The organism is Fischerella sp. PCC 9605, assembly GCF_000517105.1.
Lineage (GTDB): Bacteria > Cyanobacteriota > Cyanobacteriia > Cyanobacteriales > Nostocaceae > PCC9605.
The window spans coordinates 2,041,682-2,055,266 of record NZ_KI912148.1; the positions used below are offsets into that span (position 1 = coordinate 2,041,682).

General features: G+C 44.6%; 13 protein-coding genes and 1 tRNA gene. 8 read left to right on the plus strand and 6 right to left on the minus strand.

Going from position 1 to position 13,585, the window contains the following annotated elements; translation table 11 throughout:
- Nucleotides 1–152: 152 nt before the first annotated feature.
- Entirely contained in the window at nt 153–1,535 is a 1,383-nt protein-coding gene (locus FIS9605_RS36805) for a phytase (RefSeq protein WP_035139530.1), read from the plus strand.
- A 307-nt stretch (nt 1,536–1,842) separates the two neighbouring features.
- Here the strand turns inward: FIS9605_RS36805 and FIS9605_RS0111350 are convergent, their stop codons facing one another.
- Together FIS9605_RS0111350 and FIS9605_RS0111355 are read right to left on the minus strand one after the other, a co-directional pair.
- A complete protein-coding gene (locus tag FIS9605_RS0111350) occupies nt 1,843–3,216 on the minus strand; it encodes a DUF3370 domain-containing protein (protein WP_026732697.1) in 1,374 nt (457 codons plus the stop codon).
- A 40-nt stretch (nt 3,217–3,256) separates the two neighbouring features.
- The gene (locus tag FIS9605_RS0111355) at nt 3,257–3,769 is read right to left on the minus strand and encodes a peptidase C15 (RefSeq protein WP_026732698.1); all 513 of its coding nucleotides are present in this window, start codon (nt 3,767–3,769) and stop codon (nt 3,257–3,259) included.
- A gap of 58 nt (nt 3,770–3,827) precedes the next feature.
- Between FIS9605_RS0111355 and hisH the strand changes: the two genes are divergently transcribed.
- Both hisH and rsmD read left to right on the plus strand, forming a co-directional pair.
- Complete coding sequence (hisH, locus tag FIS9605_RS0111360) at nt 3,828–4,463, plus strand: imidazole glycerol phosphate synthase subunit HisH (RefSeq protein WP_026732699.1); 636 nt, start codon at nt 3,828–3,830, stop codon at nt 4,461–4,463.
- A 221-nt stretch (nt 4,464–4,684) separates the two neighbouring features.
- Nucleotides 4,685–5,230, plus strand: coding sequence for a 16S rRNA (guanine(966)-N(2))-methyltransferase RsmD (gene rsmD, locus FIS9605_RS0111365; RefSeq protein WP_026732700.1), 546 nt, complete (start codon nt 4,685–4,687; stop codon nt 5,228–5,230).
- 228 nt (nt 5,231–5,458) lie between these two features.
- On the opposite strand, the gene petG is transcribed toward rsmD, so the two are convergent.
- Nucleotides 5,459–5,572 carry a cytochrome b6-f complex subunit V gene (gene petG / locus FIS9605_RS0111370; RefSeq protein WP_026732701.1) on the minus strand — a complete coding sequence of 38 codons (114 nt, stop codon included), beginning with the start codon at nt 5,570–5,572 and terminating at the stop codon, nt 5,459–5,461.
- A 209-nt stretch (nt 5,573–5,781) separates the two neighbouring features.
- Between petG and FIS9605_RS0111375 the strand changes: the two genes are divergently transcribed.
- The 3 genes from FIS9605_RS0111375 to FIS9605_RS0111385 all read left to right on the plus strand — a co-directional run bounded on the left by FIS9605_RS0111375 (nt 5,782) and on the right by FIS9605_RS0111385 (nt 7,757).
- Nucleotides 5,782–6,156 (plus strand): c-type cytochrome, encoded by a 375-nt coding sequence (locus FIS9605_RS0111375; protein WP_026732702.1) that lies wholly within the window; start codon nt 5,782–5,784, stop codon nt 6,154–6,156.
- 135 nt (nt 6,157–6,291) lie between these two features.
- Nucleotides 6,292–7,458 carry a RuBisCO large subunit C-terminal-like domain-containing protein gene (locus FIS9605_RS0111380; RefSeq protein WP_026732703.1) on the plus strand — a complete coding sequence of 389 codons (1,167 nt, stop codon included), beginning with the start codon at nt 6,292–6,294 and terminating at the stop codon, nt 7,456–7,458.
- 225 nt (nt 7,459–7,683) lie between these two features.
- Nucleotides 7,684–7,757 (plus strand) — tRNA-Met (locus FIS9605_RS0111385).
- 6 nt (nt 7,758–7,763) lie between these two features.
- On the opposite strand, the gene FIS9605_RS0111390 is transcribed toward FIS9605_RS0111385, so the two are convergent.
- Nucleotides 7,764–9,884 carry an amylo-alpha-1,6-glucosidase gene (locus FIS9605_RS0111390; protein WP_026732704.1) on the minus strand — a complete coding sequence of 707 codons (2,121 nt, stop codon included), beginning with the start codon at nt 9,882–9,884 and terminating at the stop codon, nt 7,764–7,766.
- A gap of 144 nt (nt 9,885–10,028) precedes the next feature.
- On the opposite strand from FIS9605_RS0111390, the gene FIS9605_RS0111395 reads away from it, so the two are divergent.
- On the plus strand, nt 10,029–10,628 hold the full coding sequence (locus FIS9605_RS0111395; RefSeq protein ID WP_026732705.1) for a peroxiredoxin: 600 nt from the start codon (nt 10,029–10,031) through the stop codon (nt 10,626–10,628).
- 678 nt (nt 10,629–11,306) lie between these two features.
- On the opposite strand, the gene FIS9605_RS42580 is transcribed toward FIS9605_RS0111395, so the two are convergent.
- Both FIS9605_RS42580 and FIS9605_RS0111405 read right to left on the minus strand, forming a co-directional pair.
- Nucleotides 11,307–11,480: a hypothetical protein gene (locus FIS9605_RS42580; RefSeq protein ID WP_155960399.1), complete on the minus strand. Its 174-nt coding sequence runs from the start codon at nt 11,478–11,480 to the stop codon at nt 11,307–11,309.
- A gap of 5 nt (nt 11,481–11,485) precedes the next feature.
- On the minus strand, nt 11,486–12,385 hold the full coding sequence (locus tag FIS9605_RS0111405) for an MBL fold metallo-hydrolase (protein WP_331280945.1): 900 nt from the start codon (nt 12,383–12,385) through the stop codon (nt 11,486–11,488).
- Nucleotides 12,386–13,305: 920 nt separating this feature from the next.
- Here FIS9605_RS0111405 and FIS9605_RS0111425 point away from each other — a divergent pair.
- Nucleotides 13,306–13,548 carry a helix-turn-helix domain-containing protein gene (locus FIS9605_RS0111425; protein ID WP_026732709.1) on the plus strand — a complete coding sequence of 81 codons (243 nt, stop codon included), beginning with the start codon at nt 13,306–13,308 and terminating at the stop codon, nt 13,546–13,548.
- Nucleotides 13,549–13,585 lie beyond the last annotated feature (37 nt).

The following is a 13,585-nucleotide window of genomic DNA, read 5'->3' on the forward strand; positions in this document are numbered from 1 at the left end:
AGGTTGTGTCAATCCATCTGTCGCAATCATTTTTTAAATTGGCATCACGTTAAAGAGAGAATGAACTCTTCCCTAAACTTAACCCAGCTATAAATTGAACTTCATATTCACTTGTTACAGTTTCATACTTCAACAATGTAATGAGAGTAACAATGAAGTTTAGAAATGAGAGTGCTGCCGCTCTAGTTCGATCTGCTGCTATCTTGACATTGGCCACTGCCCTTTTTACCTCGTCCAGTAGTGTACTTGGCAACACTGTTACTCCAGTTTCAGTTCAGCCCAAGTTAGAAACTCCCTCAAATTTTGATGATGATGCCGGGGGCAATGCGGATGCTGACGATCCAGCCATCTGGGTACATCCATTTTCACCTTCTAAGAGTCTGGTTGTTAGTACTCTCAAAGAGGCTGGACTCGCAGTTTATAACCTCAAGGGAGTGCAACTACAATCTATTGCAGCACCTCCAGCTCCAACTCCTGACGATAGCCCAGGCCGCTTTAATAACGTTGATGTGCTCTATGGCTTTGTTCTAAACAATCAGAAGGTTGATCTAGCCGTCGTGAGCGATCGCGGTTCGGACAAGCTGCGTATTTACAGCATTAATCCCCAAGCGGCATCCTCAGGTCAGCCGCCATTAACTGATGTGACGGCTGCTAATGTACCGTTTATATTTTCCAGCAGCCAAACTCAAGTTAATGAGCAGGCAACCGCCTATGGGATTGCTGTTTACCAGGAGCCAAAGTCAGGGCGATCGTTTGCTTATGTGAGTCAGCGAAACCGTACAGCCATTGCTCTAGTTGAGTTACTACAGACCGATCGGGGACAAATTACCTATCGTAAGCTTAAGCAACTCAATCTTCCCAGTCAATTCAAGTTACCCAATGGCACAACCTGGACTCCCTGTGAAGATCCGGGTGAACTCCCCCAAGTAGAAGGCATGGTTGTAGATCGGGATCTAGGCATGCTTTATGCCGGCCAAGAGGATGTTGGCATTTGGAAGATTAAACTGCCGCTAGGCTCCACCCGCCCTATCCTCTTAGATCGAGTCCGTGAGTTTGGTGTTCCCTATACCTATGACCCGGTGGAAGAAGAATGCAAAATTGACTTCAGTAACGATCCAGGCTATGGGGGCAAACACCTTTCTGCAGATGTCGAAGGACTAACCATCTACTATGCAGACGATGATGAGGGCTACTTGCTAGCATCTAGCCAAGGTGATAACACCTTTGCCGTCTACGAACGAGAAGACAACAATCGTTTTGTTGGTAGTTTTGCGATCGTTGATACTACAACGGTAGATGGAGTGCAAGAATCAGACGGAGCGGCTGTTATCAACGTGCCCTTAGACAGTGAATTTCCACTGGGTCTATTTGTTACTCAAGATGGTGAGAATATCCCAGAGGTCTTAGATGATGCAGGTGAAGTGCGAGCAAACACCAACTTTAAATTTATACCCTGGCAATCCATTGCTAACACGTTTCCTAAACCATTACAGATTGAGCCTGATGATTGGAACCCTCGAGACGATGATGATTAAGTCATTGTCAGTTCTGTGTGAAACAATCCTGACTAATAACTGCGGATGAGTTCAGGGTAAACACACCTTAAAGCACATATATAATTGACGATTAAATATATATGTGCTTTAAGGATATATAGGACTAGTATTTGATTTTTGAAAAGATACGTAGGGGAGGCAAAAAGGGGTGTGGATTTTCCTCCCCTTTATTGCCGTTGCGTTAAAGCAGCGCGTAACGCACCGCCACGCCAGTGGTACCCTGCAGCTAATTCCAACTCTCAAAGGACGCTCAAATCCTTACATAGCCTTAACACACCCTTGTATTTTAAAGAGAGTTATTGTTCTTCAAAGTTTGAACTGTTAAGACTTGCGGTGGTGTTGCATCTGGTGGATAAAGTAAATCCACTTTTACCAATCTTTTGTCGCCTGCTTTCATATTTAAAACTACTAGAGGTTCTCCAGGCTGACCCTGCCTTTGCACCAAATGCACAAACTGGGTTTGTAGCTTGCCTTGGTCATCTTTGTAGCCTAAGCGCACTGTACCACGAAAGAATACTTGCCGCCCTGGTGTACTCAAAAAGCGTAACCCCGGTTGGACTAACTGGTCTTCTTTGAGGGGTGTTTGCATTGAAATAGTTACTCTTTGTGGTATTTGAGTATTGTTATATAGTGGTAACTTCAGGCTGTATTGGATTCCGTAATTTCCGTGGGCGCGATAGGCAGTGTCAGGATAGCGCACCAGCATCGGCGCACTTTGAATTTGACCAGTCCCTAATGTGCCGCGATGTACAGTACTTAAAGCATAGGAATAAGCTTGACCGGGTTGGGGAATGGTTAGGTATTTGACTTTGGGACTATCTGTAATATTTGCTCGCCAGAAGGAACCCTGGGCTACGCCGGCGACTCGTCCATAGATTATGGGTTTGTCAGTTTTTTTTAGAGGAGTGGGGGTTTTATCGCGAGGTAATGCTAAATCACCATTATTAAGTAAATTTTCCCACTCTTGGAGAGTAGGGGCACGTTCACTGCCATCAGGATTGGTAGGCGCAAACATTGCCAGACTAGCTGCATAGACAGTGCCATTACTCCGCAGGCGAATTAAGGTAGACCGACCATTTAAGGGCGGTGTCAGTCCTTGAACTGGGATAGGCGCATTCAATAACATCTGACTTTGCCCACCAGAAATGATGATTTGGGCAGGAAAAATATCTTGGCGGCGTCCTCGCAGAACATCATTCATAACGCGATCGCCAGGCCCGGCGAAAACTGTTCCCAACATGTTTTGAGTAAAGGATGGCAATTCTATAAAAGGTGCATCTGGTTGACTCAAATAAGTTGCCCCTTGGAAAACATTCACCTTTACTGGTTGTTTGCCTGGGTTATGCAAGATTATTCCCAGATATAGCGATCGCAAATTATCTGGGGTTGGTGCTTCGGCGACGTGGTGGGCAAAAATATCAAATCGTCCCTGAAACGGGAAATTTAGATGTGCAGTTGGCACTTTTTTCCCTGCTGAGGGAAAGGTGGAAAGGAGAATTCCTTCTTTCAACACCTTTTCTGGGCTATTGCTATTAAAGGTAGGAATCCGATCTAGCTTTCCTGGTAGAGGACGAACTTGTTGAGTTTGGACTACTTCCTCAGCTGGTGGTGGTACAGGTGTTGTCTGGGCAATAGGAAGAATTTGTAAGAATGGCAACATATACCTAGATATTTTTTTCTAGATAGAGACGCAAACAACTTTACCAAAGTGCCATCCTGTGAATAATTAATAAAAAATCGGCAAGAATTGAGGATGAATTTTCTTCAGTCAAAATAGGAACGTGGACAAAGATGCAAGGGACTTTTAGTTGGAACTGCCGCAGGTAATCTAGCACCGAATAATAAAGACCCTCGCAGACAAATTTACCGCAGTCGTGGCTGATCTCAACAGCAGCTGTTCCCACCACCAATTGCTTTAAATCAACCGTTGTTTGCAACACACTTTCCCCACAACTAGCATTGGATTCCACACTTAATTGCGTCCGCTTTTCGGCCATGCCACAGCAGATAATCCCGTCTGGCTGGAGTTTCGCGATTTTTTTCAGTACTTGAGCACTGGCAACTTGCACATCTGGTGGCAGCAGTCTTACAAAACTTAAATCATGAGAGATCGAATCAAGTTTGGCAACTTCAATCAATAAATCATCAGAAGAATTTGACACCTGATGAGGTAGCCAAGTGTGAAAAGAAGTTAATAGCAATCTTTTCTTCATAAGGAATATTATTTAAAATAGAATTACCCTCCATAATAAATTGACAGGGAGCAGGTTAATGGCGGTAATAGCAGTCGTGGATTACGACATGGGAAATTTGCACTCAGCCTGTAAAGGTTTGGAAAAAGCTGGTGCAAATCCTAAAATTACAGATTCTGCCAAAGATTTAGAAAGGGCAGATGCAATAGTATTGCCTGGTGTTGGTGCATTCGATCCGGCAGTACAACATTTGAGATCGCGTGGTTTAGAAGAACCCATCAAAGCAGCGATCGCATCTGGCAAACCTTTTTTAGGCATTTGTTTGGGACTGCAAATTCTTTTTGATTCCTCTGAAGAAGGTATTGAACCAGGACTAGGAATTATCAAAGGAAAAGTACGACGCTTCCGTCCAGAACCCGGTATTACAATTCCCCATATGGGTTGGAATCAACTGGAATTGACCCAACCAAAATGTCTTTTGTGGGAATATTTAGCGCCTCAACCTTGGGTATATTTTGTCCATTCCTATTATGTCGAACCAGCCGATCCGCAAGTCTGTGCCGCGACAGTCACCCACGGCAGTCAAACTGTAACAGCTGCTATAGCCTGGGAAAATTTGATGGCAGTCCAATTCCATCCAGAAAAATCTTCTAATATTGGATTGCAAATCCTATCTAATTTTGTTGCTCAAGTACGCGAACAAATTGCTGCTTAAAAACGAGTTAATTTTTGTAAAATTATCCGATTACCCAACCTCTTTTACCGTCTCCACTAAACCCGTTCGGAATGACTGAAAAATTCTACTACAAACGTGGTAGGTAATTATTTACTTGAAGAAGTAATTAACTAATATTTGCATAAACCACTTTCTGTCATTCAAAGTTAGAGCTAAGGTGAGTTTGTACCAAAGTCTGCGTGAATTTTGACCCTAAGCTCATGGCTCTGAGAATTTACGGTAATCGGCAGTTAAAAAGTTTACATGGAAAAGAAACCAGACCCACCAGTGCGCGGGTCAGGGAGGCAATCTTTAATATTTGGCAGGGAACAATAGAAGGATGTCGCTGGCTGGATTTGTGTGCCGGGACAGGTTCAATAGGTGCAGAGGCCTTGTGTAGAGGGGCAAGCCTCGCGATCGCCATAGAAAAATCGAGCCGTGCTTGTGCAATTATCGAACAAAATTGGCAACGGGTAGCGAGTCCCGAACAGGAATGGAAGGTGCTGCGAGGTGACATATTGCAGTGGTTGCCCAAACTTTCTGGACAGCAATTTGATAGAATTTACTTCGATCCGCCTTATGCTAGTGGCGTGTATCAGCCAGCATTGGAAGCGATCGCCCACCACCAACTTTTAGATCCTATTGGCGAAATTGCAGTTGAACACAGTCCCCAAGGTTGGAATCCACCAGTGCATCCCAGCTTAGAAATCTGCCGTCAGAAAGTTTATGGCAATACAGCTGTTACCTTCTACAGGATTGGAGAATAAACAGAAGGAACTAGGGGAAGTAGGGGCAGTACCTAGCAGTGTCAAGGTGGGTAAAAACCAACCCAAATCTCAGTAAACAAGACTATTTTCTTCTTTGTGTCTTCGTGTCTTGGTGTTTCAAAAATGATTTTTTCACCACAAAGACACAAAGGCACCAAGAAAAACTCATTTTAAGACTTACACCTTGACAGGTCTAGGGCAGTACCTTATGCCTGCCCATACTTTAATTTAAAGACCTAGCTGGTTGCCACGCTTATACTGCTTGTAGGCAGCGTAGAAAAGTCCAGCCAGAGTTACGAAAATGAGACCCAGAACCATGCCGTCTAGTAAGGGTTCAACCACTTGAAATCTCCTTGTTGCAATTATTAAAGATTTATTTCCTGTTCCTCATCTTACCAAATCTGGCATCAATCCCGCGTCAGGAAATGGTTTTGGGCAGTAACTGTACAAAAGAAATATACAATTTGTGCTTGCAGACACATCAAAGAAATTTTAAGCTATGTGTATGAAATGAAAAATTTTTGTACACCTAGACTTTGACAGCAAAAATTTTGGATAACCAGATTACCCAACCTAAAATTCTGATTCAGCGGATCGCTTTAATGGCTCTGGCGATTTTGCTAGCAGTCGTTTTGGGGATTTTTGCTGTTCGTATGGTAAGGGCTTCTGACCCCTACGTCAAGACCGTTCTATCCTTAACAGGCAACCCTACTCAAGGACACGCTATCTTTCAAATCAACTGCGCTGGTTGTCATGGCTGGGAAGCAGATGGGCGTGTCGGTCCCAGCTTGCAAGGAGTCTCTAAGCGCAAATCCCCCTATGGTCTGATTCATCAAGTTATTAGTGGTGACACGCCTCCCATGCCTAAATTTCAACCTAGCGCCAAAGAAATGGCAGACTTGCTTAGCTATTTGGAGACACTCTAAGTGGGGATGGGGGGATGGGGAGAGTGGGAGAGTGGGAATTGGGCATCGGGCATTGGGCATTGGGCATAGTTAACAACCACTAACTACTAACCACTAACTACTAATCACTAACTACTAACTATTGACTATTGACTAATGACCATTGAAGTAGACTACCGCTTTCCTGCGGGTGTTGACCCAGAAAAGCAAGCCAAAATTATCGCGGTTGGGCAAACAGTTGGAACTTGGGATGCCCGTTTTGCCCACCGAGAAGCAGCTTTGCGATCGCATTTAGCAGAAGTAGCCTCAGTAGAAACAGAAGCCCAAACAAGTTACAGCATCGCCACGATTCGCTTTCCTGAAGCAAATGTAGAAAACGACATCTCCAGCCTGTTGACGATGATATTTGGCAAGTACTCTATGGCTGGTGCGGCAAAAATCGTGGCGGTACGTTTACCAAAAACTTATGGTCTACATCCCAAACTGGGCATTAGCGGTATTCGAGAACGACTGGGGGTATTTAACCGCCCGTTGATTATGGCTATTTTCAAACCAGCACTGGGACTCTCAGCCACCGATCACGCCGCTATTTTGGCAGAAGTAGCCCACGCCGGACTAGATATTATTAAAGATGACGAAATTTTCGGCGATCTGGATATTGCCCCAACCATAGAACGCCTGAAAGCCTGTCGTCAGGTAATTGAAGAAGTCAAGCAAACCACCGGACGTACAGTATTGTATGCTGTCAATGTTACAGGTACGGCAGATAAATTATTAGAGAAAGCGCGTCTTTTGGTACAGCAAGGCGCCAATGCACTCTTGTTGAATGTTCTTACCTACGGCTTTTCGGTACTGCAAGCCTTAGCCAGCGACCCAGAAATTAATGTTCCCATCTTCGCCCATCCAGCACTAGCTGGAGCAATGTGTGCTGCCCCCGATTATGGTATGGCATACTCTGTGGTATTGGGAACCTTGATGGCTCATGCTGGTGCGGACGCCGTGCTGTATCCCGCACACTACGGTAGTTTACCCTTTGACCCAGTCGAAGAAGGTAAGATCCGAGATATTTTGCACAGTCGTGGTGTTTTTCCTGTCCCTTCCGCTGGTATTCATCCTGGCATCGTTCCCAAAGCTTTGGTTGATTACGGTCAGGATGTAATTCTCAACGCCGGTACTGGCATTATGGATCATCCCGATGGTGCAGCTGCTGGTGTGCAGGCATTTTTCGATGTCCTACAACGAGTTAGCAAGGGCGAATCTTTAACGCTGGAAGCCTTACCACCAGGGCCGCTGCGCCATGCTGTCGAAAAGTGGGGAAACTAGTTGTTTGGCATTGGCAACAACCAACTAAGCTGTTCCAGATTTAATTTGCATTCTGAGGGCAGGCGGGGACGCCTACCCCACAATAGTTAGACTAATTTAGAATATGCAGATTAAAACATGATTTTGTCACGGCTTTAATTTACATCAGGCGTAAATTTATTAATATTCTGATACTAGTCATAACGAAACTTGTATGCTATATTTAGAAATCGGTGAGAAAAGTTTGGCTCAGTAGCTCAGTAGGTTAGAGCGGAGGACTCATAAGCCTTAGGTCGTGTGTTCGAATCACACCTGAGCCATTATTTTTAACTACGAATATGGCGGATCAACTCAGCAACCGACCAAGCTTGAGCGATCGCACCTCTGGGTGTATGTGGTTCATCACCATCAAAAATCTCAGAAATGGAGTTTAGACAGGCGTCGGAAAGGAAGTGTTCTAGCAGGGGTTGCCAATCAAAGGGTAGGGCTTGATTTGGATGAAAACGCTGCCAAGCACGGATATAAGGCCCAATTAGCCAACTCCAAACAGTTCCTTGATGGTAAGAGCGATCGCGTTGCTCAGAGTTGCCTGTGTATTTACCCACATACGACCGATCGCTTGGATCGAGGGTGCGAAGACCATAAGGTGTAAGTAAGCGATCGGTAGCACGTTGTAATATTTGCTGCCCTTGCTGGGCAGAAAAGGCACAATGAGCGAGAGAAAGGGCTATGACTGCATTTGGGCGAATCTGAACATTGCGTCCATCGTCAGGCTCAATAGTGTCATACAAGTAAGCAAGCTGGGAATTCCAAAACTGTTGCAGTGAGGCTTTTACCTGTTGTGCTTGCTGGCTGTAACGCTGCGCTTGCTTAGCCAAACGACTCGGTTCGGTAACGATTTCTTGCTCACTTAATATTTCTGCCCATCGAGAAGCCCAACATAAAGCTGAATACCACAGAGCATTGATTTCTACTGGCTTACCGCGACGAGGTGTGACAGGCTGCCCATCAACTATAGCATCCATCCAAGTCAAGGCTACACCACGAGCATCCCAACCAATCAGCCCATCAGTAGAATCAACCTGGATATTGTAGCGCGTACCACCAATAAAAGCTTTATAAATTTGCTGTACTACTGGGTACTGCTGCGCTAAAAACTGCCAGTCTTGCGTAGCTTCTAGGTAAAGCCCTAAAGTTTCTATCCACCACAGTGCTGCATCAATACTGTTGTAAAAAGGTTCACTTTCTCCATCCGGTAATGTATTGGGAATCAGTCCGTGGCGACAGTAACACCCAAGAGTCTCTAGGAGTCCTTTCGCCAGGTCAAAGCGTTGCGGAACTAGTGTTAACCCTGGTAAAGCAATCAAGATATTGCGTCCATAATCATTGAACCAATGATAACCAGCAATGACACTAGGACCAGCTATAGAGGTTCGGTAAACGATAAACTGATCGCTTGCTCGTAGTAATTGCTGCCAAATTTGGTACTGGGCATTGGGAATTGGGCATTGGGTATTGGGTATTGAAGTAGTGATTTTTCCCATGCCCCTTGCCTCTTCTCCCCATCCAAAAATGTGAGAAAGTCGCTCTTGCTCTGCCTCGATTGCTTCTGCAAAAGTATCATCAGTGAGAACAGTTTGTAATTTGTCGGGAAAACCCACTTTTGCTTCTAGAGTCACTGCATCTCCTGGCATCAAAGCCACTGTCAAGTAACCAGGACTGTAGAGGTCTTCGCGATCGCTTAATCCTCGGCGCGTTTCTTCTGGTAAATGATAATTCCAATACCAAAATGCATCTGGTTGATAGTTTCCTCGTGTCCACCGCAAGTGCCAAGGTGTGCCAAACTGTCCTGAATTTATCGCTTGCAGGCAAACTTGCCCTTGCCCCAGCAACTGCGAGAATTGCAATCCCAGAGTTGCTTTTTGTTGGGAGTGAAAATCGCGATCGCCGATTAGCAGTCGCAACCTCAAAATCGCGACATCACTGCCTTCATAGCGGTATTGAATTAATAGGCGATGGCAAAAAGATGGGGAGATGGGGAGAACCGGAGGTGGGGAAAAAAACCTCACCCCATCACCCCCTCTCCCACTCTCCCCCTCTCCCCCTCCTAAACCGTGGGGCATCACCAATTGCCTGGTTATTTGCCAGTTGTCTTCACCCCAAACCCATTTGGGAACTGGGTTAATATCGAAATAGCGCAGTAGTTCGTAACCCGTCGGATCAATCTGACCGCTGCCCCAGAAATTCGTCCCTAATGCTATAACTTGCTTTGGTAGTTCCAGGCTAGCTTCTAAATGTGAAAGCAGCAGAGTACGCCCATAAGGTGGATTGGTTGCAGCAAACAACCAACCATGATACATACGAGTGCGAACATCTGAAAGCGTACCGCTGGCAAAACTTCCCAAGCCATTTGTGAGCAACCATTCTCTTGTATCTAAATCCAGCATTTGCTACTCAAAATCGTTATGAGTATGATATAGTCGTAACAGTTCGTAATTAATTAAGCTGTCAGGACGTGGACGGGTGAGTGTCACCTGTACACCTGTAGAAAGCGGGCAGCTAGACGCAAGTAATTTCAAGGAGAATTAGTTATGTCTACAGAAGGATGCCTCCGTGTTGGTCAAAGCGCCCCCGACTTTACAGCAACGGCTGTGGTAGATCAGGAATTCAAAACTATCAAACTTTCCGACTATCGCGGTAAGTATGTTGTTTTGTTTTTCTATCCCCTAGACTTTACCTTTGTTTGCCCAACTGAAATCACAGCCTTTAGCGATCGCTACGAAGAATTTAAAAAAGTTAACACAGAAATCCTGGGTGTATCCGTTGATAGCGAGTTTTCACACTTAGCATGGATTCAGACCGATCGCAAGTCTGGGGGTGTCGGCGATCTTAACTATCCTCTGGTTTCCGACATTAAGAAAGAAATTAGCACCGCTTACAACGTTCTCGATCCAGCAGCTGGTATTGCCTTGCGTGGTCTGTTTATCATCGACAAAGATGGTATCATCCAACACGCGACAATCAACAACCTAGCGTTTGGTCGCAACGTTGATGAGACTCTGCGGACACTGCAAGCTATTCAGTACGTGCAGTCTCACCCCGATGAAGTTTGCCCAGCTGGTTGGCAACCTGGTGACAAGACAATGGTTCCCGATCCTGTCAAGTCCAAAGTTTATTTCGCTGCTGTCTAGACTATAGTTAGTCAGGCTGAATTGACCGAATCAGGCAGGGAAATTAAAGGTTAAAGGAGCAAGGTTTCCCAATTCCTTTGTCCCTGCCTCTTTATTCCTAATTTTTTGTTAAAGTTTTGTCAGTCAGAGTTGATTTATAAAGTAAATCTTAAGTAGGGGAGCCAGTGCGGTGGTGAGGTAGCGCGGTCTTGGGGGTTCCCCCCATGTAGACGCGCGCAGCGCGGCTTCGGTGCAGGGTACGACTGCCGAAAGGGTTAAGAGGCATAAAGGAGCCACTGCGCCCTTGGGGGTTCCCGCCGTTGTAGCACGTGGCGTCACCTGGTGTTGTGTCACGGCTTTAGCCTGACGCACCATGTTATATAGCGGTGCGTTAGGCGCTTTGATCGTGTTTTTCGTGACAAATCATTTCAAAATATGCGCCTAACACAACGGCAATAAAGCGGGAGGAAAATCCACACCGATGACAGCCTCCCCTACAGTAAATTTTATTTTTACTTTATAAATGACCTCTTACATCTTTTAGGGAATGAAACAGCCCTGCCCTTAAAAAGGGGGGAAAATTACTTTAAAGTCTCCCTTTCCAAAGGGGTTTTAGGAGGATCTGAAAATCTGGGATGACGTGACGAGTAGTTTGAAAACAGACCCTAGTCTAACTTATATTTTTTAATTTTGAATTCTTCACGTCATCTGTCGCACCATCAAATCAGCAAACAACCCCTCAACGTCAGCTAATTCCTCAAATTTAGCTGTCCTTACAATTTGGAATGTTTGGATATCTCGCCAGAGGAAGTAGTTACTGCTGGCTTGGATTTGTTGGAGACGCTTAGGGTCTAGCAACTGACATAATTTCATTCAGGTCACAATTGCGAATTGTTTTGGTCAGCAAGCGTTTTGAATTCGATCGCATCATGACTGCAAAACAGGCGCACATCACTACTGTGTGAGAGCGATAACGCACGTAAGCGTTCTTGATTGTGGAGTCGAGCCTTGCGATCTACTTCCATCAACCATTGGTAAGCACGCAGACCTGGAGTACAGCGTGGTTTGGCGGTGTTCATTTCGTGCCGATAAAAGTAGGCATCGCCCGCATGTAGGAGCCAACCTTGCGGTGTTTCAATGGCAATGCCAGCATGACCGTGCGTATGACCAGTAAGCGGAATAAGAAGAATCTCAGGTGGCAGTCCTTCGAGGTCACGCACTGCCTCGAAACCGAACCAAGGTTCGCCCCCTGGCGAATAATACTTCCATTGTTTAACTTCATCCCACTGAAGAGGACGATAACGTTGCGATGAGATGAAGCCACGCCGTTTCTGTGCTGCCTCAACTTCAGCCTGCATCACATGCACAGTTGCCTCTGGGAAATCCTCCAATCCACCCGCATGATCAAAATCAAGGTGGGTAAGCACTATGTGGCGTACATCACTTTTGTCAAAGCCAAGCTGCTTAATCTGAGCAAGCGCTGTGTATTTTTGTTCAAACTTGATGCGATTCAAATTCATGAAGAACGGGCTGAGTCTTGATAATGGTGCTTTGACATCGCGCTCTCCAAAGCCAGTATCAATGAGAATGAGTCCCTGATTGGTCTCAACGAGCAGACAGTGGCAGACAAGGCTGGCTGTTAGCCCACGACTAAAGCCATCGAAGAACGCCCCGCCAATCGGACACATACAACCGCAATTTAGATGATGAATACGCATGAATGATTTTCCCCTGGTATCAATCTCTTTTAAAGACAAAAGGGTAGGGCAAATCATCATACCCTGGTGTGAAAAAATTTATAGATGACAAATATTCGCTTATATTTTAGGGGTTGCTGAATAAGAGTATAAATTATATTTTTATTGACCTTTGTGTGAAGCTAAAAAAATAATTCATATTAGCGGTATTTATTAATATAACTGCACGAGGTGGAGTCAAATCTATTCCTAACAACTTGCTGTACCGAATTATGGTATTTTCGTCGATCAAACCGTGAAGTAGTTCATAGATAAATTTATCCTTCAATTGATGTTGATTGAGCAATGTATCAATCACTGTAGTTTGATTGATTACTAGTTTTATTAGTTTCTGCACTAAAGAGAAGAAATTTCTTCACCATTGTCAGATTTGCAAACAATAACTTCACCGAATTGTGTATTAAATAATAAAGGAACTCGCAAGTAATTATTCGTAATTTTTTCTGAATGTAGTTGAAGGAATAGTTAATAAAATCGGGGTTGCTACCAGCAATTACATAAGCATTTTGATCTAAGACAAATACTTCCGCACATAATAGCTGTGCCACCATTTCTGCAATTATTGTAGCAACTTGTTTATACTGTGTAATTGATATACAGATAACTAAACTTTCAATAGAAAAGCATCTTTCTAAAGTTGTAATTGGCGCAGGGCAAACACACCTTAAAGTAGCGTGCGACTCGTTTGTGAGCTAATACATAACTCAGAGAGTGTACTTCCGAAGTGAAGGAAACTGGTATTAATTATGGAAGAGACAACAAAACCCCTTCTAAATGAGGAAATTGGTACGAACTTTTGTGCTCAACAAATTTTTGCAACGCAACCATTTCTGCTTCTTTGGGTAGAGGTCATGACAGCAAGTCCATATGGTATATTTCAACATCAACTATCGCAGATGCTATAGTCCGACCATTTATAGCAATCAAAGGTATCCACGTTCATGCGTGTAATCGAACAAAAAGAGCTTGCAGAGTTGGTTCGTGAAACTCGGCAACGCCTTGAACTCTCACAGACCAAGTTTGCAGCTAAACTAGGAGTTTCGTTCCATAGTGTTAATCGATGGGAGAACGGACGGACAAAGCCTTTACCACTGGCGTTGAAACAAATTGAAGCACTACTGCACTCCTTGGGCGATCGCGGTGAAGACTTACTAGCCAAGTATTTTTCATCCGAGAGGAGTTGAGATTGTGCCCCCTGATGTGAAGAAGACAGCGGTTTTT

Excerpts from the sequence above, each read along its gene's own strand:
- FIS9605_RS0111355 (WP_026732698.1), bottom strand. The coding sequence starts at position 3,769 with ATGAAGAAAAGATTGCTATTAACTTCTTTTCACACTTGGCTACCTCAT.
- hisH (WP_026732699.1), top strand. The coding sequence starts at position 3,828 with ATGGCGGTAATAGCAGTCGTGGATTACGACATGGGAAATTTGCACTCA.
- FIS9605_RS36805 (WP_035139530.1), top strand. The coding sequence starts at position 153 with ATGAAGTTTAGAAATGAGAGTGCTGCCGCTCTAGTTCGATCTGCTGCT.
- FIS9605_RS0111395 (WP_026732705.1), top strand. The coding sequence starts at position 10,029 with ATGTCTACAGAAGGATGCCTCCGTGTTGGTCAAAGCGCCCCCGACTTT.
- FIS9605_RS0111380 (WP_026732703.1), top strand. The coding sequence starts at position 6,292 with ATGACCATTGAAGTAGACTACCGCTTTCCTGCGGGTGTTGACCCAGAA.
- FIS9605_RS0111425 (WP_026732709.1), top strand. The coding sequence starts at position 13,306 with ATGCGTGTAATCGAACAAAAAGAGCTTGCAGAGTTGGTTCGTGAAACT.
- FIS9605_RS42580 (WP_155960399.1), bottom strand. The coding sequence starts at position 11,480 with ATGAAATTATGTCAGTTGCTAGACCCTAAGCGTCTCCAACAAATCCAA.
- FIS9605_RS0111390 (WP_026732704.1), bottom strand. The coding sequence starts at position 9,884 with ATGCTGGATTTAGATACAAGAGAATGGTTGCTCACAAATGGCTTGGGA.
- rsmD (WP_026732700.1), top strand. The coding sequence starts at position 4,685 with ATGGCTCTGAGAATTTACGGTAATCGGCAGTTAAAAAGTTTACATGGA.
- FIS9605_RS0111350 (WP_026732697.1), bottom strand. The coding sequence starts at position 3,216 with ATGTTGCCATTCTTACAAATTCTTCCTATTGCCCAGACAACACCTGTA.
- FIS9605_RS0111405 (WP_331280945.1), bottom strand. The coding sequence starts at position 12,385 with ATGATGATTTGCCCTACCCTTTTGTCTTTAAAAGAGATTGATACCAGG.